The organism is Thermodesulfobacteriota bacterium, from assembly GCA_036397855.1.
GTDB lineage: Bacteria > Desulfobacterota_D > UBA1144 > Nemesobacterales > CSP1-2 > DASWID01.
Map to the genome: position 1 here is coordinate 24657 of DASWID010000122.1, position 20129 is coordinate 44785.

At 41.5% G+C, this 20129-nt stretch carries 21 protein-coding genes; 13 read left to right on the forward strand and 8 right to left on the reverse strand.

The window, feature by feature from the left end:
* Positions 1-38: 38 nt before the first annotated feature.
* A complete protein-coding gene (gene ilvA, locus VGA95_09550; GenBank protein ID HEX9666783.1) occupies positions 39-1241 on the forward strand; it encodes a threonine ammonia-lyase in 1203 nt (400 codons plus the stop codon).
* 64 nt (positions 1242-1305) lie between these two features.
* On the opposite strand, the gene VGA95_09555 is transcribed toward ilvA, so the two are convergent.
* Positions 1306-1944 (reverse strand): hypothetical protein, encoded by a 639-nt coding sequence (locus VGA95_09555; protein ID HEX9666784.1) that lies wholly within the window; start codon positions 1942-1944, stop codon positions 1306-1308.
* A gap of 325 nt (positions 1945-2269) precedes the next feature.
* Between VGA95_09555 and VGA95_09560 the strand changes: the two genes are divergently transcribed.
* A complete protein-coding gene (locus VGA95_09560) occupies positions 2270-3103 on the forward strand; it encodes a sulfurtransferase (GenBank protein HEX9666785.1) in 834 nt (277 codons plus the stop codon).
* A gap of 79 nt (positions 3104-3182) precedes the next feature.
* Here the strand turns inward: VGA95_09560 and VGA95_09565 are convergent, their stop codons facing one another.
* The 5 genes from VGA95_09565 to coaE form a co-directional block, all read right to left on the reverse strand.
* Positions 3183-3416: a hypothetical protein gene (locus VGA95_09565; protein ID HEX9666786.1), complete on the reverse strand. Its 234-nt coding sequence runs from the start codon at positions 3414-3416 to the stop codon at positions 3183-3185.
* Positions 3417-3746: 330 nt separating this feature from the next.
* Positions 3747-4241, reverse strand: coding sequence for a biotin/lipoyl-containing protein (locus VGA95_09570; protein ID HEX9666787.1), 495 nt, complete (start codon positions 4239-4241; stop codon positions 3747-3749).
* The gene (accC, locus tag VGA95_09575; protein ID HEX9666788.1) at positions 4238-5734 is read right to left on the reverse strand and encodes an acetyl-CoA carboxylase biotin carboxylase subunit; all 1497 of its coding nucleotides are present in this window, start codon (positions 5732-5734) and stop codon (positions 4238-4240) included. Before accC ends, VGA95_09570 begins: the two co-directional genes overlap by 4 nt.
* Positions 5735-5919: 185 nt before the next feature.
* On the reverse strand, positions 5920-7464 hold the full coding sequence (locus VGA95_09580; GenBank protein ID HEX9666789.1) for a carboxyl transferase domain-containing protein: 1545 nt from the start codon (positions 7462-7464) through the stop codon (positions 5920-5922).
* Between the two features lie 388 nt (positions 7465-7852).
* Positions 7853-8467, reverse strand: coding sequence for a dephospho-CoA kinase (gene coaE / locus VGA95_09585; protein ID HEX9666790.1), 615 nt, complete (start codon positions 8465-8467; stop codon positions 7853-7855).
* A 288-nt stretch (positions 8468-8755) separates the two neighbouring features.
* Here coaE and VGA95_09590 point away from each other — a divergent pair, with 288 nt between their 5' ends.
* From VGA95_09590 to VGA95_09600, 3 genes are all read left to right on the forward strand, one after another.
* Positions 8756-9322, forward strand: a complete 567-nt coding sequence (locus VGA95_09590) for a YfcE family phosphodiesterase (protein ID HEX9666791.1) — start codon at positions 8756-8758, stop codon at positions 9320-9322.
* 83 nt (positions 9323-9405) lie between these two features.
* Positions 9406-9714 carry a helix-turn-helix domain-containing protein gene (locus VGA95_09595; GenBank protein ID HEX9666792.1) on the forward strand — a complete coding sequence of 103 codons (309 nt, stop codon included), beginning with the start codon at positions 9406-9408 and terminating at the stop codon, positions 9712-9714.
* 6 nt (positions 9715-9720) lie between these two features.
* A complete protein-coding gene (locus tag VGA95_09600; protein ID HEX9666793.1) occupies positions 9721-10152 on the forward strand; it encodes a type II toxin-antitoxin system VapC family toxin in 432 nt (143 codons plus the stop codon).
* A 29-nt stretch (positions 10153-10181) separates the two neighbouring features.
* Here the strand turns inward: VGA95_09600 and gltX are convergent, their stop codons facing one another.
* Positions 10182-11582, reverse strand: a complete 1401-nt coding sequence (gltX, locus tag VGA95_09605; GenBank protein HEX9666794.1) for a glutamate--tRNA ligase — start codon at positions 11580-11582, stop codon at positions 10182-10184.
* A 102-nt stretch (positions 11583-11684) separates the two neighbouring features.
* On the reverse strand, positions 11685-11951 hold the full coding sequence (locus VGA95_09610) for a glutaredoxin domain-containing protein (protein HEX9666795.1): 267 nt from the start codon (positions 11949-11951) through the stop codon (positions 11685-11687).
* 139 nt (positions 11952-12090) lie between these two features.
* Here VGA95_09610 and VGA95_09615 point away from each other — a divergent pair, with 139 nt between their 5' ends.
* The 8 genes from VGA95_09615 (at position 12091) to VGA95_09650 (ending at position 20108) form a co-directional block, all read left to right on the forward strand.
* Positions 12091-12714: a DUF47 family protein gene (locus VGA95_09615; GenBank protein ID HEX9666796.1), complete on the forward strand. Its 624-nt coding sequence runs from the start codon at positions 12091-12093 to the stop codon at positions 12712-12714.
* Entirely contained in the window at positions 12707-13699 is a 993-nt protein-coding gene (locus VGA95_09620; protein ID HEX9666797.1) for an anion permease, read from the forward strand. Before VGA95_09615 ends, VGA95_09620 begins: the two co-directional genes overlap by 8 nt.
* Positions 13700-13744: 45 nt before the next feature.
* The gene (locus VGA95_09625; protein ID HEX9666798.1) at positions 13745-14287 is read left to right on the forward strand and encodes a hypothetical protein; all 543 of its coding nucleotides are present in this window, start codon (positions 13745-13747) and stop codon (positions 14285-14287) included.
* 5 nt (positions 14288-14292) lie between these two features.
* Entirely contained in the window at positions 14293-15069 is a 777-nt protein-coding gene (locus VGA95_09630) for an ABC transporter permease (GenBank protein HEX9666799.1), read from the forward strand.
* A 166-nt stretch (positions 15070-15235) separates the two neighbouring features.
* Positions 15236-16843, forward strand: a complete 1608-nt coding sequence (locus VGA95_09635; protein ID HEX9666800.1) for an MFS transporter — start codon at positions 15236-15238, stop codon at positions 16841-16843.
* 111 nt (positions 16844-16954) lie between these two features.
* On the forward strand, positions 16955-17395 hold the full coding sequence (locus VGA95_09640; GenBank protein ID HEX9666801.1) for a DoxX family protein: 441 nt from the start codon (positions 16955-16957) through the stop codon (positions 17393-17395).
* A gap of 321 nt (positions 17396-17716) precedes the next feature.
* The gene (locus tag VGA95_09645) at positions 17717-19027 is read left to right on the forward strand and encodes a nucleoside transporter C-terminal domain-containing protein (protein ID HEX9666802.1); all 1311 of its coding nucleotides are present in this window, start codon (positions 17717-17719) and stop codon (positions 19025-19027) included.
* Positions 19028-19466: 439 nt separating this feature from the next.
* On the forward strand, positions 19467-20108 hold the full coding sequence (locus VGA95_09650) for a TetR/AcrR family transcriptional regulator (GenBank protein HEX9666803.1): 642 nt from the start codon (positions 19467-19469) through the stop codon (positions 20106-20108).
* Positions 20109-20129: the final 21 nt, after the last annotated feature.

Genomic DNA, 20129 nt, shown 5'->3' on the forward strand with positions numbered 1-20129 from the left:
AGAATGAATTAGGGGAATTTATTAAGCACGATTTCGAAATGGTTACATTAGAAGATATTGAAGAAGCGGATAAGATACTGGAACATGTAATCCTGAGAACCCCACTTGTATACTCCTATTCACTGAGTGAGCTTTCGGGCGCTAATGTTTATTTGAAGCTTGAAAATCTTCAAAGAACCGGTTCATTCAAGATTCGTGGGGCCTACAATAAGCTCTACAAACTGAAGGACATTACAAAAGAGGTTGTCGCAGCCTCTGCGGGGAACCATGCTCAGGGCGTAGCACTGGCAGCAAAGCTACTTGGAATGAAATCGACTCTGGTTATGCCGGAAGGTACTGCGATCAACAAAATGTTAGCGGTGAAGAATCACGGGGGAGAAATAGTTCTTTTTGGTGATACATTTGACGATGCATTCGGTTATGCTAGGAAACTCGAGCGAGAAACAGGGAAAGTCTTCATTCACCCGTTTGATGATCCTGAGGTTATAGCGGGTCAGGGTACTGTAGGACTTGAAATTATCGATTCTTTTAAAAATGTAGAGTCGGTTATTGTTCCTGTTGGTGGGGGTGGATTGATTGCTGGTGTTGCGATAGCCGTAAAGAAGATGAATCCGAATATTAGGGTATTTGGGGTTCAATCAAAAGGGGCTCCTTCAATGTTTCTTTCAATGAAGAAAAAAAGGATAGTAGAAACCGGTTCAACACAGACCATTGCCGATGGAATCGCCATAAAAAGGATAGGTGAGATTACCTTTGAAATAGCACAAAAATATGTTGATGAAGTCCTAACAGTTGATGAAAATGGGATTGAAGAGTCACTCCTTCTATTAACAGAGAGAAAGAGAATCGTGGTGGAGGGTGCAGGCGCCGTGGGGCTTGCCGGACTCCTTAAAAGAAAAAAGGATTTTTGTAAAAAGAATGTTGCGATCATTATCAGCGGCGGAAATATTGATATTAATCTACTAGCCAGAATTATTCAAAGAGGGCTTTTGAAAAATGGAAGACTATTAAGACTGGAACTAGGATTGCCAGATGTACCGGGTTCCCTGGGGACGCTCACCACCCTTCTCGGCGAGGCAAAAGCTAATATAGTAGAAATCTATCATGACAGGTATTCAAAGGATCTTCCGATTGGCGAAGCGATTGTGGAAATATGTCTTGAGACCAGGAGCTTTGAACATCAGGAGGAAATTCTTAAGCTACTCAAGGGAAAAGGGTATAGCCCAATAAAAAAAGACTGACAAGATGTTTCTTCCCAAAGATTATCGAGATGACGAACGTTTGAGAGAAAAGGCATTCAGGTTCTTATTTACAACTGCATTCACAGCTTTCAATTACATAAGTTGAAATAAATTTGTTTCGATCCTCGGGGGGGGATTTTATCTGCTGACGTGCCGGATGAACAGATGTGCTCACACACTTTTTCCCTTCTTGACACTTAAACCTACGGCACTCATTCTCAGAACACCAGTTCCTGGCCCATTCAAGTGCCTCTTCCTCAGCTTCTATTCGATCACTTTTTATTTCCGATTCAAGAGGTTGGGCGTATACTAGCCTAGCATGCTTATCGTTACATTCACTGCATCCACAGTCGCAAGTCACTTTATTAACCAAATTCCAGAAACCTTTTTCATCCCTAAGAGGCTGGTCGTTTTCGCTTGTCCATTTTTCTAAAAAGCAACATTTGCTCTTGGGGTCGTCAATACTGCAGATGCCGTCTTTAGCATCTGAATTGCAACTACTCTGTTTACATAATTCATAGCATGCATTTCTTGCATTATCTCTGAAGTTTTCAATAGCTACTGCTTTGCTTTCGCCACTTCCCGATATGTCGGTTAGTGCTTTTTTTGAAGGGCATATATTGCTGGTCTCGTTTTGTGCGACAGACGCGCACCCCAGAATAATAAGTATCGTTAAAATTAAAGCTGAAGAATTTGATCGCATTACGGTTTTAAGTTGCAGAGCCTCCGGTCTGAACTGTCTAATAATTATTTAGGTTGATTAAGTATGGGCAAGGATGATTTAAAGTTCAAATAGAATGTTTATATTGAGAAGTCTAAAATCGCTTCCTGGTTACTTATCTCATGAATGCAATAACACAAAAATGCGGTTAGCTCTTGCAATGCTACACAATTGACCTAAAATAATTTTGATCAAGGCAGGATCTTAATTTATCATATTGCCACATGGCGCATACAGGAGAAATTGGCTGTAGTATTTCGGTATTTCAAAAATGAATGTGGGGGAAAAATAAATCGATTATGCCAAAGTGGATCTCTTAGTTAGTCCCGAATGGCTCGACCAACACAAACGGGACCCTAACCTGGTAATTGTCGACTGTCCGATGGATAAGGGATCTTATAGTCGTGCTCATATACCCGGGGCGTTACAACTTCCCGTACACCCATACATAAAGGCGAAAGATGCCAGTGGTGACATCACCCTTCATCTACAGGAGCCAGACGAATTCAAGGGATTAATGGCTGAGCTGGGTATTGGCGAAAACACATCTGTCGTTCTTTATGATGACAGGGGTTCTCTCTTGGCAGCTCGACTATGGTGGGTTCTCAGGTATTACGGTCACGAAAATGCAAAAGTTCTCAATGGCGGCTGGCAGGGATGGGTATCATCTGGATTCCCCGTATCTTTCAAAACTTCCAAGGCTTCGGATAGGGTAGAAACGTTCTCGCCTTCTAAGAATCCTGATCGTCTCGCGACGCTTGAACAAATTAAGGAACATTATAAGGCTCAAGAATGGAGGATCCTCGACGTCAGGTCAGATGATGAATATGGCGGAAAGGAGGACCGTGGCAATAAAAGGGCCGGTCATATACCAGGAGCAGTTCAATTGGAATGGAACAGGTTCCTCGAAAACTCAAACGATATTGAAGCAGTTCGTCGCTTCAGGTCCGCCGAAGAGATTCAGGAATTATTGGAAGGGTACGGGATCAATAAGAATCAGACGAATGTTACACTCTGCCAATCGGGTATTCGGGCTTCGCTTGTTGCTTTCGCTCTTGAGCTGGTGGGTTACCCAGTAACTAAGTTGTATGATGGATCCATGGCTGAATGGGCAAATTTAGACGATACACCGCTCGAATAAACTAGATAGAGTGCTTATGGAAGGATTCTCGGGCTTTTGGATTACAAATCCTGCAGGAGTAGCTCATCTAGCATCTAGATCAATGTTTTGTGTTTTCAGGTATAAGGAGCAATTGCCATAGATTAAATAGAATTTCTTCCTTCTCTGTGAAGGTTATTTCTTTTGCATTGAAAAATCCTTCATTTATTCTCATGGCAAACGCGTGAAAATCTTTATCTGTTATGCTTATACAAGGTTTTATTGAGTCGTGAAACTCTACTAAAAAACCGTCAGCCGTTTGAGTAGCTGTATAGTCGATACTTTCTTTATTCATGATTTACCCCTATAAACCGTAAAATAATCACTATTAATTGAATTTAAAGGTCTTTATTAAAAAAACTTTAATCCAAGTAGTCAAACAATTTGAATGAAAAGTTATTTAATGATATTAATGAGTTGCGTGTAATATTCAGTTTAATTAAAAATATGAATACGATTGCAATGAAAAAATTAAGAATGTTTTTGCTAATCTCTTTTTTTCTATTTCACGTAGGTAGTGTGTTGTCTTTTGAGGGCGATAAATCAAGCGCATCTGACGCCAAACTTGGAAAAGTAACATTTGCGGGTGGTTGCTTTTGGATCTGATTTAAATTTAAGAGGTTAATTACTCTGAAGATAAAGTTACCAGGGCGGTCCCACTTTCAACCGCGTCACCTTCCTCAACCTTTATCTCTGTAACTTTACCTTCGATGTTTGATTTAAGCTCGCTTTCCATTTTCATAGCTTCTACAACTATTACACCCTCACCAGCCTGCACATCGTCTCCCACCTTTTTAAGTATTTTAACAACGCGGCTCGGCATGGGTGATGTTATTACCTGTGCTCCTGAGTCAGAAACAGCAGCACTAGACCTTTGTCTTTCAGATATCGCCTCTAGTTCAATGAGATCGCCTTCAAAAAAAACGTGAACCTTTTTCCCATTTTTCCGTACTCCCACGCAAAAAGACTTTCCCTCTAAAATGATTGAATAAATATAGTTATCAATCTTTTGATACTCTACAGGTACCTTCTTCCCATTGAACTCAAAATGGGTTTTTTTCTCGTCTTCCTCTAAGCTGATCCTGTAAACTTGATCGTTATATTTGAAGTTGTAGGTCATAGCATATTATTCCGGGTTAGACCAAGTTTTCTAGAGAAAAGTTTCCAGTTTGAAGCTGGCCTATATTTTGTTTTTTCAATATCATGACTAGCATCTCTCATGGCTATGGCCGCAGCAACAAGAGCCGGTTCTATATCAAGTGAAGTAGGTTTAAGAGTATCTGAATGTCTCTCAATAAAACCGGTATCAATAGTGCCCTCTTTAAATTCATTGTTAGCCATCACGCGTAATAAAAAACCGATGTTTGTCTTGACGCCCAGAACAACAAATTCCTTTAGCGCAGAAATCATTTTGCTGATAGCGACTTCTCTTGTTTCACCCCATACTATGAGCTTTGAAATCATAGGATCGTAAAATGGGGTAATTTCAGAACCACTGTAGATCGATGAGTCATTCCTAATACCCGGACCATTCGGCGCCCTGAAATAGACTATTTTGCCGGGTGAAGGTATGAAGTTCATCTCAGGATCTTCGGCATAAACTCTACACTCGATCGCATGCCCTTTCATTGTGATGTTCTTTTGTTTAAAAGGCAGCTTCTCTCCGTTGGCTATTCTTATCATCCATTTAACGATGTCGAATCCAGTAACCATTTCGGTAACTGGATGTTCAACCTGTATTCTCGTATTCATCTCTAGGAAATAGAAATTTCCCTTCTGATCCAATATAAATTCGACAGTTCCAGCTCCGTGGTAAGAAACTGCCTCTGAGATTTTAACTGCTACTTCCCCCATCTTTTTTCTGGTCTTAGCATTAATGGCTGGAGAAGGAGTTTCTTCAATCACCTTTTGATGCCTTCTTTGTATGGAACATTCTCGTTCGAACAAATGTAGTATGTTTCCGTGCAAGTCACCTATAACCTGAATCTCAACGTGGCGCGGTTGCTCGACAAATTTTTCAATGTAGACTGAATCATCGCCGAATGATGAACGGGCCTCGCTTCTGGCCATACGTAATGAGCTTTTGAAATCATCTTCCTTCAAAACAAGCCTCATTCCCTTTCCACCGCCACCGGCCGAGGCTTTTATCATAATTGGATAACCAATTTTCTTGGCTATTACCCCTGCTTCCACATCACTCACAGCACCCTCAGATCCCGGTGCTAGCGGTACACCCGTCTCCTGGGCAATTTTTCTAGCGGTTACTTTATCTCCCATTAGTCGGATAGATTTTGATGAGGGGCCAATAAATACAATCCCTTCTTTTTCACACATCTCTGCAAAGGTCTCATTTTCGGCCAGAAACCCGAATCCTGGATGAATGGCTTCGGCCTTTGAAGTTTTTGCGATTTCTATTATTTTTTCCTTAACTAGGTAGCTCGCACTGGGTGCTGAAGGACCTACGTGATAGGCTTCATCTGCTAGTGCGACATGGAGTGAGGTTCTATCTGCATCGGAATAGATTGCAACCGTTTTTACTCCAAGCTCATTGCAAGCCCGTATAATACGTACTGCGATTTCCCCTCTATTGGAAATCAGTATTTTATTGAACATTTATCTTCTCCAATAAGTCCTTGACCACTAAGACGATGAGATACGAAGCGAGAGTTTAGGAATTAGAATACAAAAGTCAGGAGTCAGAAGCAATTTTTCTTCTGGATACCGTCTTCTGACTTCTAAAATTGACTTTCAAACTCCTATTACTCCTTTGTGCCTTAGTGTCTTGGTGGCTACTTTCACTATAATGGAATATTTCCGTGTTTTTTTGGTGGATTTGTCTGTCTTTTAGCTTCAAGCATCTCAAACGCCCTTATCACCCTTGGTCTTGTATCTTCGGGCCTGATAACTTCATCGATAAAGCCAAGGTCGGCAGCTCTATAAGGATTAGCGAACCTTTCTCTATACTCTTCGGTAAGTCTCACTCTCTCCGCTTCAGGGTCCTCGGCCTGTTCTATTTCCTTCCTTGCGATTATGTTCACAGCTCCCTCCGGGCCCATTACAGCTATCTCTGCGGTGGGATAAGCAAAATTAATGTCGGCCCTTACATGTTTGGAGGACATGACGTCATACGCGCCGCCATAGGCCTTTCTCGTAATAACGGTGACCCTTGGTACAGTTGCTTCGCAATATGCATATAGAAGCTTAGCCCCGTGTTTGATAATACCTCCCCATTCCTGGGCCGTACCGGGAAGAAATCCAGGTACGTCAACAAAGGTAAGAATGGGAATGTTAAAACAATCACAGAATCTCACGAACCTTCCACCCTTCACGGACGCATTAATATCAAGACATCCGGCGAGCACATTTGGCTGGTTGCCTACAATTCCCACAACCCTGCCATCCAGTCTAGCAAATCCGATATTTATATTTTGGGCAAAATGTTCTTGAACCTCGAAGAAATAACCATGGTCTACGATAAGCCTGATAACATCTTTGATATCGTAGGGTTTGTTGGGATTTTCTGGGACTATACCCCTCAGGCTCATTTCACGTCGTTCAATGGGATCGTCTGTTGAAATTCTTGGTGAATCTTCCATGTTGTTGGAGGGTAAGAAGCTTAGTAGCTCCTTGATGAGTAAAATACAGTCCTTATCGTTCTGTGCTGCAAAGTGGGCTACGCCGCTAGTTGAATTATGAACCATGGCGCCACCAAGTTCCTCTCTGGTTACCTCCTCATGGGTGACGGCTCTAATGACGTCGGGACCGGTTATGAACATATAACTGGTGTCTTTCGACATAATTATAAAATCGGTCATAGCTGGAGAGTATACAGCACCACCTGCGCAGGGTCCCATTATGGCCGAGATTTGAGGAATAACACCCGAGGCGAGTACATTCCTTAAAAATATGTGGGCGTAGCCTGCAAGGCTTTCAACACCCTCCTGAATCCTTGCACCACCAGAATCGTTTAAACCGATTACCGGGGCTCCGACCTGTGTGGCAAGGTCCATAATTTTTGCGATCTTGTTTGCGTAGACCATTCCTAGAGATCCGCCAAAAACAGTAAAATCCTGTGCAAATACAAATACCTGTCGCCCATCTATCTTTCCGTACCCCGTTATTACACCATCTCCAAGTATTTTGTTTTTATCCATATTGAAATCTGTGCATCTATGAACGACAAACTTGTCTAGTTCCACAAATGTGCCTTTATCGAGCAGAAGATTAACTCTCTCTCTAGCTGTGAGCTTCCCCATTTCGTGTTGCTTTTGGATTCTAGCTTTTCCTCCACCCTGTTCTGCTTCCTTTTCCTTATGCTCCAGAATTTCAATCTTATCCTTCATGTTTTACTCCTTCACTGATCTATAGGATCGGGGAAATTACACTTGGGTAAGGAAGACAGCAATTTGGGTGTTGAACTGTGTTTCGTCGGGCCTGTTGTAGTAAGAATTATCATTTAAATTCAGAAAACAATTTACGTTTGAGATTTTGTAAGTTTTAGGGATATAATTAGAATCCAAACCCCTTCTCCATCTCAAAAAAGCGGAATCAACTATACCAGAAAAATTCCCTTAATCAAAGTCGTAGTTAGCCACTAAGGCACTAAGGCACAAAGGAGGAACATGAGTTTTAAAAACGTAGATTTGGAAGTCAGAATTCAGAATCCAGAAGAATAAATACTTCTGACTCCTGACTTCTGCATTTTAACTCTATGAATTCGAACTTTGTGTCTTAGAGTCTTTGTGGCAACTCAGTTGTTATTTTTTCCCAAACTTCTTCAACCTGTTTTCTACTTTCTCCTAAACTCCCCGAGTTATCGATAACATGTGTTGCATGTTTAGTTTTTTCAGATATTGGCATCTGGGATTTTATTCTTGAGAGCGCTTCATCTCTTCGGAGTCCGTCTCTTTTCATTATTCTTTCAACCTGAGTTTCTTCATCAGTGACAACTACTATCAATTCATCAATAAGATTTAACAGACCTCCTTTTTCAACTATGAGAGCCGCTTCAACAATTACCAGATTTCCATTTTCTTTCTTATACTTATCGATTAACTCTTTTAGTTTTGTCATTATCCTGGGGTGGGTGATCCGATTTAGTTGCTCTCTCTTCGTATCATCATTGAAGACAATTTCCCCTAATTTTTTTCTATTAATTGAGCCATCGGTATTTAAGATATTGTTTCCGAATTCTTCTATGATCTCTTTCCAGGCAATCTCGCCGGGTTCCACGACTTCCCTTGCAATCTTGTCGGCGTCAATTACCTTTGCCCCTAGTTGTTTAAAAATATTTGCTACCTCGGTCTTTCCAGATGCGATATTTCCAGTAAGTCCTATTATCTTCATCTCTAGGGTATTCTAATTTGCGTATTAGTTTGTTTCAAATAAAGATAATTTGACATAAGTTAGACAATGAAGTCTCTAGATTTGAAGTGTTAGCCCATTATAAATAGCGCATTAGGGTTGATATTCTATTAATTGAGGTGAAGGCTCAATATGTATAATATAGTAGAATCTTAAGCATGTAGTTAATTTGAATCACCAAAAATATCCACGGCATTCTTGAAGTACCATTGCAGTAATGTGGGTAAATAAATATGGTGTAAATGTCATGTTTAATTAGAAGTGAAGAATATGAAAATTGCAATCATTTCAGACATTCACGACAATGTGTGGAATTTGGGAGCTGCAGTCGAAAAAATTCAGGGTGCTGACGCTCTCATTTGCTGCGGGGATTTGTGCTCCCCGTTCATAGTGGACTTGATGGCCGATGGCTTTCCAAAGCAAATCCATATAGTGTTCGGAAATAATGATGGCGATCAATACCGCATCACCAACAACGCAATTAAGTATGGTGGCCGCGTAATAATTCATGGTGAATTTGCAGAGCTCAAGCTAGGTGGAAAGCGTCTTGCAGTAAATCATTATCCAAATATTGCAAGATCAATTGCTGAGTCGGGAGATTATGATGTGGTGTGCTTTGGCCATAACCATATTTATAGAGTTCAACATGTTAATAAAACCCTTTTGATTAATCCTGGAGCTATAATGGGATACGACGGGGTGAACAAAAAGGACATTCCCTCGACATTCGTTGTCTACGATACCGTAAGTGATGAGTTTAAGGGGTACGAGGTTAGGTCAAAAGATGATGCGAAAGCCATCTCAAAAATTGTAGTTGAGATCGACGAGACTTCCTAGCTTTGCAAGTAAAGTATTGACCTATTATGTGTATCTATCCATACTTATGAATATTAAAATAAAGTTTAACACATGGGACGGCAATGGAAGATCTGTTAACCATAGATGAAGTGTCGAAACGACTCAAGATTAGTAAGGCTACTGTGAGACGGCATATTAGAGAAGGAAAACTTAAGGCGTATAAAATAGGTAGAGTCGTACGTATCTCTTCTGATGATTTAAAGAGAATCATCAGTCCTATAGATGAAGTAAATAGATCAAAGAAAACCCTAGATTGGTTTGACGGGTGTCAGAGGTTATGTAGAGAAATAAAGGAAAGACACCATAGTTCCTTATTAGAGGATTCAACTGAAACCATTCGGGATCTTAGACACGTGAGGACGATTAGTTAATAGTTCATGGACAAAGTCTGTATTGATGCAAGCCTAGCTCTCAAGTGGGTATTGCCTGAAATATATACAAACAGGGCGCAAGAAGTCCTTCGCAATTGGCTGCTTGAAGGGGTTTCTCTAGTTGCACCGACACTTTTTATCTATGAAATAGCCTCCGCTTTGAGAAATAAAGTGCATAGGCAAGTCATTACACTGAAGGAAGGGTTTTCAGCTCTGAATCAAATCAGGAGCGGAAACATTGAATTGATATATCAACCAGAATTAGTTGAAATGGGATGGGCCATATCTGAGCGATTAGGACTGCCGACTGCTTATGATTCATTTTATCTAGCCCTTGCAGAACACGAAGGCTGTGAGTTCTGGACGGCTGATGAGAACCTGGTAAACATATTGGAGAACAATAAAATAAAATGGGCGAGGTGGATAGGGGGTTCTTAAATCGAAAACTAAGGTTTTCCGTTACGGCTTTAGGCACTTGAGATATGTGCGACTGCCTTCTTTAATCTTTCGATAACTTTGTCCTTTCCGAGTATTTCCATGACCTCAAAAATCCCTGGGCTTACCGCACCACCTGTTAGTGCTACCCTCGTAGGTTGAGCGACGTTTACAAGTTTGAGCCCGCTTTCATCAATTATTTCTTGAAAAATCCTTTGTAATTGTTCGATAGTAAATTCATCTAGTTTGGATAGCCTATTTATGAGCTTTTCAAATATTGGCAGCGATTCTGTGGTCAGAAATCTATTTTTTGCCTTATCGTCGAATTTAATTTCATCGTTGAAAAAATAATCTGCTGAGTTTACTATGTCTACGAGTGTCTTCGCTCTTTCCCTAAGATTCTCGACTATCTTTATTAATTTGGAATCCATTTTTACTCGGAACCCCTTATCCTGAAGTAGCGGAATTACAAGTTCTGCGACCTCACTGGCTGGTTTATTCCTTATGTACCAGCCGTTCAACCAAATAAGCTTTTCCGGGTTGAATACCGCGGGAGATTTGCCGACATTGTCAAGGGTGAATTTCTCAATCAATTCATCCTTAGAGAAGATCTCCTGATCCCCATAGGACCAACCCAAGCGGGCGAGATAATTTATTAAGGCCTCCGGCAGGTAACCGCTTTCTCTGTACGCTATCACCGAGGTAGCGCCGTGCCTTTTGCTAAGCTTTGCTTTATCTGAACCCAGTATTGTGGATACATGGGCAATTTTCGGGACATCATACGAGAAAGCTCCATATATTAAAACCTGCTTAGGTGTGTTTGGTAGATGATCGTCTCCTCTGATTATATGAGATATCTCCATCTCAGCATCATCAACTACTACCGCAAAGTTATACGTCGGGAACCCATCGGTTTTTTGGATTATAAAGTCGTCAATTTCTTTGGCGTCGAAGATTATCGTTCCCCTTATAAGGTCATCCACCTCTATTGAGCCCCAGTCGGGTGTCATGAGTCGAATGGCGTAAGGTTTGTTTTCAGGATGGGATCTTAGTTTTCTACAGGTGCCTTCATATCTATAAATCCTTCCCTGCTTTTGAGCTTCTTTTCTTCTCGACTCAATATCTTCAGCGGTACAATAGCATCTATATGCATTTCCACTCTCTATCAGTTTTTGAGCGTGGTCTTGATAAATAGCAATTCTATCCGACTGTCTGTACGGACCTTCATCCCAGTCCAGACCTAGCCATGACATAGCATCCAGTATCTCAGTAATGGATTCTTCCGTTGAACGGCTGCGATCGGTGTCCTCAATCCTGAGAATAAATTTACCCCCGAAGTGCCTTGCAAATAGCCAGTTGAATATTGCTGTTCTGGCGCCCCCAATATGCAGGGAGCCAGTAGGGCTTGGAGCAAATCTGGTTCTCACTTTCATGGGATTCAAGGTAAATTAGAGTTTATGATGAGTCAAAATATTTAATTGTATGTCCCGGATTTTGATAGCGCGATAGAGACGCCCCTTCTGGGTGTCTTCACATTATTTCTCCGTGACATGATTGAGGATTTTGTCCAGTTTACTTGTCCTTTCAAGCGCAGCGAGTTGATCGTATCCGCCAATAACTTTATCGTCTATTATGATGATCGGTACTGTTCTCCAACTAAACTGTTCCATTACTCGCCTTTTCAATTCATGGTCATGCGTAACATCGATTTTTTTATAGTCGACCTTCTTTTTGTCAAGAAGCGCCTCTGCCGCCCGACAATATGGACAGTAAGTAGTTGTGTAAACTTCAACCTTGCTCAATCTATAATTCCCCTAATGTATCTACTTTTAAGTTAATATGATGCTTGGTTTTTAAATGAGTTTCAAGTATCATTGAAAGTTACTCAAATACAGGTCACATGTTTTAAAAACGAGTTATAAGAACTCATAATCCACTCTGATGGTTAGATTTTTTCCAAGAGAAGAGAAGTTTTTTGTTTATTTTAACGAGGCTTCCGAGAAAATCCTTGCGGGTATAAAACTTTTTAAGGAAATGATGCAAGATCTATCGACTGCAGCCGACAAGACGAAGAAGATAAAGGAAGTTGAACATGAAGCTGACCGTATAACCCATGAGACAATTTCCAAATTGCATCAAACATTCATAACCCCGATTGATCGTGAATTTATACATTCCCTAATAACCAGGATGGATGATATTCTTGACCTTATTTATGCTGCATCGGAAAGGGTCTTCTTATATAAAATAACGACATCAACTGCCCATGCGCTCTCCTTAATCGATACACTGGAAAGGGCCATTATAGAAGTGGCAAAGGGAGTAGAAGGGCTCAGTAACCTAAAGAACTCTAAATCGATTCTAAACATCTGTATCGAGATCCATAGCCTTGAAAATGAGGGCGATAGGGTCTTTAGGATCGCCCTGTCAGACCTGTTTAATTCTAATTTTGATCCCACTGAAATAATTAAGTGGAAGGATATCTACGAGACGTTTGAAGATGCGATTGACAAATGTGAGGATGTAGCAAACATCTTGGAAGGAATAGTCCTCGAGAATGCATGACACCCTCTTATTGACGGTCGTAGTTATAGTAATAGCGCTTTTATTCGACTTTACTAATGGTTGGAACGACGCTGCAAATTCGATAGCAACCGTGGTGTCAACAAGGGTTCTTTCGCCTCTCCAAGCAGTTCTGTTCGGTGCTACATTAAATTTTCTAGGAGCGTATTTAAGCACAAAAGTTGCGAAGACAATCGGTGGAGATATTACCGATCCCAAAACTATAACTCAGACGGTAATTCTTTCGGCGATGATAACTGCTTCCGGCTGGACGGTGATTATGACTAGAGTGGGGCTTCCCATAAGCGCATCGCATGCTTTAATAGGCGGAATAATTGGGGCTACAATCTCATTTAAGGGTATTGCCGCTCTTCAGATAGCCGGGGTAACCAAAATCCTGATTGCGCTTGTTGCATCGCCAATCTTTGGTTTTAGCATTGGGTTCCTATTAATGTTCCTTATCATCTGGCTATTTCATCGCCTTTCACCAACATCAATTAACAGGACTTTTGGAAAACTTCAGATTTTATCCGCTGGTTTCATGGCTATCAGTCATGGCACCAATGATGCTCAGAAGACGATGGGTGTGATTACGATGACCCTTGTCACCGGAGGCTACCTCGATACTGTAGAGGTTCCAATCTGGGTAATCAGTGCTTGTGCAATCGTGATGGGACTCGGTACCGCGTTTGGTGGATGGAAGGTTATTAAAACCCTTGGTGTAAACCTTCTCAAGATTAAGCCGGTTCAGGGATTTGCTGCAGAAACCTCCGCATCTGTAGTCATGCTTGGTGCGGCGTCGCTGGGTGTCCCCGTAAGTACGACACATGTGATTGCATCTTCGATTATGGGGGTTGGATCGACAACGAGATTTTCAGCCGTCAGATGGGGAATAGCCAGGGATATTGTTATGGCGTGGATTTTTACACTCCCGGTTTGTGCCTTAGTCGCAGGTATACTTTTCCAGTTAATCAATCTAATTTCTTAGATATAAGTCAAGCGGGAGTTCAAGAAGATAACAACTTGTCACTTTATGAGTAAGCGGTTCGTGATATTAACGACTTTTATTTTTTTGTTTAATTCTTGCTCAATTGCGAAATTTGCAAAGTACTATGCCGGCGCCGATTCCTCTTCCGGTAGTCTCAATGGATTGTATTATGAAAAAGAGGATACCGCCTACATAATTGGCAGTTTACCCGACACTTGGAAAAGAATAGAGATAAAGGGCGGCGACTTGGCATATTGGAACCCGCAAGATGAATCGACTATTACTGTAAATTCGACTTGTGACAAGAATAAGATCAAATATAATCTAAAGGCCCTTTCTAATACCCTGGTAATCGGGATAGATGATAAGAAATTGATAGAAAGCAGCGAGCCGAACGTAAGCGGTGTGATTTCTCTTAAAAGAATCTATGAAGGAAAGCTCTCTGGTGTTCCCATAAAAATCAGCACCGTAGTATTAAAAAAGGGTGACTGTATTTACGACATAGCATATTCATCAGCGCGAGATAATTTTGATAGCTGGTTTGGAGAGTTCAATGAGTTCGTTTCACAATTTAAAATAATGAGCTGATTTAAATGAAGGAAATTATATTAGATATTGGCGGGTATTTTCTTTCTATACTTGAACGTGTTGGAGATGTTGTAATCCTGTTTTATAGGACATTATACACAAGTATTAGCCCTCCGTTTAACTTTCGGCTTGTAGTACAACAGTTGGATGAAATTGGATTTAAATCAACTCCTATAGTAGTGGTCTCTTCTATAGCAATAGGAATGGTTATGGTTGTTCAGCTCGCTTGGGGATTCGCATTTTTTGGCGCGAAGGGTGTAATAGGGCCCATTGTCACTCTCGCATTCGTTAGGGAATTGGGTCCTGTACTAGCCTCTCTTTTGGTAGGTGGCAGGGTTGGTTCAGGAATAACTGCTGAAATTGGATCCATGCAGGTGACAGAGCAAATTGATGCTATCAGAACATTGGGCGCCGATCCGATAAAGAAACTTGTTGTTCCAAGATTTATTGCTGCTGCGATTTCCTTTCCATTTCTTGCGGTAATTGCCGACCTTTCCGGTATTATCGGTGCGATGATCATGGCCGACGTTGAGTTAGGAGTCAAGCCGAGGCTATTTATATCAAGTATGGAAGGGTTTATAACCCTGACCGACTTTTTCAGCGGGATTTTGAAAACCGTGTTTTTTGGAATACTAGTTTCCATAATTGGTTGCTATGTGGGAATGACTACAGAGGGGGGAACAGAAGGAGTTGGGAGAGCTACAACTTTAACTGTGGTTATCTCGATGGTACTCATCATTGTAGGCGATTTTTTCCTCACAAAACTGTTTTTGATTCTGTAATCGTTTTTTCAGTTATATGCGATGCATTATATCGTCATTAAACCGGTAAATTCTTTCCGGTCGGCGAGATTGTTTTCCTCCGACATAACATTTGTAAATTTCTGCTTACCAACTTTAACCTCATTTGACAAAGGATTTTAAATCAAGAAAATTAGCTTGACGTTTGATGCCGAATTTACTAAAAAACCCATCGGGTGAACCTTATTTTCAGGCCGGGTCGGGAACGGCTTCATATTCTGAAGATTTAGGTCCATGGATCCTATTTGCGACAATTCTTGGGACCAGCATGGCCTTCATTGATAGTACTGCAATAAATGTGGCACTGCCAGTAATACAGAGGGATCTTCATGCAACTCTGGCAGGGGTCCAGTGGATGGTTGAGGCATATGCGCTTTTTATTGCTTCACTTATTTTGGTAGGAGGAACCCTGGGCGATTACTTTGGTCGGCGGCGTATTTTTGCTATTGGAATTATTGTTTTTACCATATCATCAATCTGGTGTGGTTTCGCACCTAATACAGCACAGCTTATTGTAGGAAGAGCAATGCAGGGTGTTGGGGGAGCGCTACTGGTACCAGGGAGTCTCTCTATCATCAACTCATCATTCAGTGATGGAAAGAGGGGACGAGCCATAGGTACCTGGTCAGCTTTCACTGCCATTACGGCTGGGTTGGGTCCTGTGTTAGGTGGGTGGTTGGTTGAGAACTTTTCATGGCGTTGGGTCTTTTTTATAAATGTCCCTATTGCGTGTGTTGTATTGGTAGTCTTATTTTCAAGAGTCCCTGAGAGCCGTAATGATGATGAAGGTTTAAGATTAGATTGGCTTGGTGCAGTCCTGACCACGATTGGACTTGGAGGGGTTGTTTATGGACTTATTGAGTCTTCTAGTATGGGTTTTGGTAACCCCTTCGTCATCGCTGCTTTAGTGGTCGGTACAGTTTGTTTAATGCTATTCGTAATTGTCGAGCGATATAACAAATCTCCTATGATGACTCTTCATCTGTTTCGATCTCGAACTTTCAGTGCGGCAAATGTAATTACATTTTTAATGTACGCTGCTATGGGCGGGGCACTATTCTTCGTTCCATTCAATCTGATTCAGGTGCAGGGATACACGGCAACCGGCGCAGGAGCTGTGTGGATACCTTTTGTATTGTTGATATTTTTACTGTCCAGATGGGCCGGTGGGTTGGCAAGTAAACATGGTGGGAAAATACCACTTGTCGTAGGTGGTACAATAATTGCACTCGGCTATGTGCTTTTCGCATTACCTGGAATTGGAGGAAGTTATTGGTTGACTTATTTCCCCGCAATTTTCGTTTTGGGATTAGGTGCTGGTTTTAGTGTGGCTCCACTGTCTACAGTTGTGATGGAAGCAGTTGATGTAAGACAATCCGGACTTGCTTCGGGTATTAACAACGCTGTATCAAGAATTTCCGGACTGCTATCAATTGCAGTACTGGGAATATTTGCTTTACAGTCATTCAACAAGGGGCTCGATGAGAGAATTGTCGACATCAGCCTAACGCCCTATGCGATTGAGTATCTCGATTCAGAGAGAATCAAACTTGCGGCAGCCGAGATACCTCCGGGGCTTTCTGCGCAATCGAGTTTAGCATTAAAAAGGGCCATTGCGGAATCTTTTGTTGATGCTTTTCGTGTTATCATGTTTATTTCCACCGGGCTTGCGATGGCAGCCGTTCTAACTGCTTTGATTTTTATCGATGGAGGTAGTAGGGAACAGAAAATAATAACGGATAATCCTTACTCGTAGTAAACTCAAATTATCAGCGTTTGGTAATTGCGTTTTAGTATGTGATTGCAGATAGACAGGTGACTAAGAATATTTTAAGATCACGTAAAATGGCCTTACAGGAGGTGTTTTATGCTAAATAAATTTTTTCGAACAGAGGATGATTCTGCTTTACTCGTTGCGAGGTTAGCTTTGGGGATTGTTTTTTTACCGCATGGTTTACAGAAGACTTTAGGCTTGTTTGGGGGAGCAGGGTTTTCTGGAACGATGGGATTTTTCACACAACAAGGGTTGCCGTCAATTATTGCATTTCTTGTTATAATTGCTGAGTCGTTTGGCGCGCTTGGACTCATTATAGGTTTTTTGAGCAGGCTTGCAGCGTTTGGGATTTGTTTGAATATGCTAGGTGCTATTTTAATGGTTCATTTACCCAATGGATTCTTCATGAACTGGTTTGGCACACAAAAGGGAGAGGGTTTTGAATACCATATTTTAGCAATTGGCTTGGCGTTAGTTGTTTTGATTGGTGGCGGAGGTAAGTGGTCTGTGGATAGGCTTTTACTCAAAGATTGAAGTTCTTGTATATCGGTGTTGCTGTCCTCCCCGTTGTTGCGAACACTTCGATACGGTGCGTTTAAACTCCGTGAAGCAATCCCGATATCATTTATGGTAGCGGAGGACTTTAGTCCTCCATTCTTTTATATAATTTATAGCGACGCGAAGATTGCCGTTACATGCAGAAATAGGTTAAGGAGACTATCATCGGAAGTAATGATAGGAGCCTTCATTAATCCCTCTACTTGGATTATAATGTCCCCAATTTTCAAGGTGCGTGCATAACCCCTATCAAATCATTCCTATAGTTCGGGTGTAGATTCATTGAGAGGGAACTTTATGACTATTTATAACCTCGTTAGCTTTGTTGGTTTATTTGTACTGCTTGGTGTCGCATGGCTAATGTCCACCGATAGAAGGAATATAAACTTCCGAGTAATTATATGGGGCTTAGTATTACAGATTGCTTTTGCCACTTTCATTTTCGTAATCCCGGCGGGTACAAGTTTTTTCTTATTCATTAACGATTCTGTCGTAAGGGTTCTTGATTCGGCTTCGGCTGGAGCGAAGTTTCTTTTTGGCAGGCTGTCCCTATCTCCCGGAGAGGTGAACGAGCATGGAGAATCCTCATTGGGTTTTTTTCTAGCGTTTCAGGTTTTTCCTGCCATAATATTCTTTTCGGCCCTGATGTCAATTTTATATTATTATAAAATCATGCCGACTGTGATTAGGGGTTTTTCTTACGTGTTTACAAGATTTATGAGGGTTTCCGGAGCCGAGTCCCTGGTTGCGGCAAGTAACATTTTCGTAGGGATTGAGTCAGCATTAACGGTTAGGCCCCATCTAAACGAGATGACACGCTCTGAGCTCTGCACCGTTCTAACTGTTGGTATGGCGACGGTTTCATCCAGTGTTCTCGCTATATATATTTTCAGTCTTCAAAGTGTTTTTCCAACAATCGCCGGCCATTTGATTTCTGCTTCAATCCTGTCAGCACCCGCCGCTTTGGTTATTTCGAAAATAATATTGCCGGAGAGTGAAGTGCCGAAAACACTAGGAGTCCAGATTATCCCGTATTACCAAAAAGAAAGTACATTATTTGAAGCAATAATAAATGGGTCGAATAACGGGGTTAAGCTAATCGTGGGAATCGCGGCACTGCTTATCGCTGTTTTGGGACTGGTTTCACTCATTGATTTAGTCGTCGGTGGAATCGGTGGGAAAGTTAATGTTTTCACCGGAATGCATATAGACTGGTCTCTACAGGGGCTTCTGGGATATCTGTTTTACCCGTTTACAATCGTAATCGGGGTCCCAATCTCCGACGCATATAATATTTCAAAGATCATAGGCGAGAGAGTAGTTGTCACAGAAGTGGTCTCATACCAGGATTTGGCTAATTTAATGGAACAAGGCTTATTAATCCATCCGCGTTCTGTGATAGTAGCAACTTATGCGCTATGTGGATTTGCTCACCTCGCTTCATTGGCAATTTTTGTAGGCGGAATTTCAGCCCTTGCGCCTGATAAAAAGGGTGTTATAGCGGGGGTTGGTTTTCGTGCTCTTATAGCCGCAACTCTGGCGTGCATGATGACAGCTTGTGTCGCCGGGATGTTCATTTACGGTGATTCAGTTCTGATGGTTAGGTGACCACTTACTTCCATTATTTTCCTGAATAATAAAATTCCCTCTTGACAAACAGAAAACGATTAATACAATAAGTACATACGTTTGTTTGAAACATATGTTCGTATGACTGATAGACGAACTTAAAGAGGCAATCATGATGAATTTCAGCACAGACGAATTTCTTTTGCGTAAGACACCGAAATTACATACTAATCGGGAGAATTATGGATCAACCGGAAGCGTGATTCCTAGTCTGCAAAAGGTATTTTTCGAGACTACCGCCCGTGTGCAAAATCCATATAATCCCGTCAACCGGGCCAATTTATACGGAGTATTATAAGGGTTAGAAAAAGTGGTTCCCTACGTCTTTACAGTGGAAGTGTGTTTTAGAGTCTGCTGATATGTATGAGATTCGTAAAAACAAAAATATGGAACATATAAATAAACGAGGAGGTAAAAAATGTCTGGAGTAACTACGAAAGAGAATCTTTTAGATACTGCAGAACGATTGTTCGCAGAGAGGGGAGTCAAAGAGACATCCGTAAGGGATATCACTAAAGCCGCAGGGTCTCATTTGGCTTCGGTTAATTATCACTTTAGTACAAAGTATGGACTGATTCGAGCCGTTATTTCCAGGAGAATAGAGCCCCTGAAGAAGAGACGCTTCGAACTCTTGGATTCATATGAGGCAGAGGCGGGCGATAATCCTGTGCCCGTTGAAAAGATTATTTATGCACTTGTTGCCCCGGGCATGGAGCTTTATCTGGAAAACCCTCATTTTCTCCGTTTCGCAGGACGTATGGTATCCGATCCTGATAAGGAGATTCGGCGAATCTTTGTGTCTGAGCTGGATCCGGTCTTTTTCAGGGTTAAGGATTTATTGAAAAGGGTGCTACCAGAAACGCCCGAGGCCGAGATTATGTGGAGAATACATTTCACGATTGGAGCGATGGTCCATACATGGACAAACCATTTCGATCTAGAATTGCGATCGGGCGGTGTCTGTAATATCACGAACGAGAAGGAAATTATTGATCGAATTGTGAGTTTTTGCGCTGCCGGGATTAGGGCACCGCTGAATAAACAATTGGGAGCTGTATGAAGAATTAAAGCAGTCAAATAA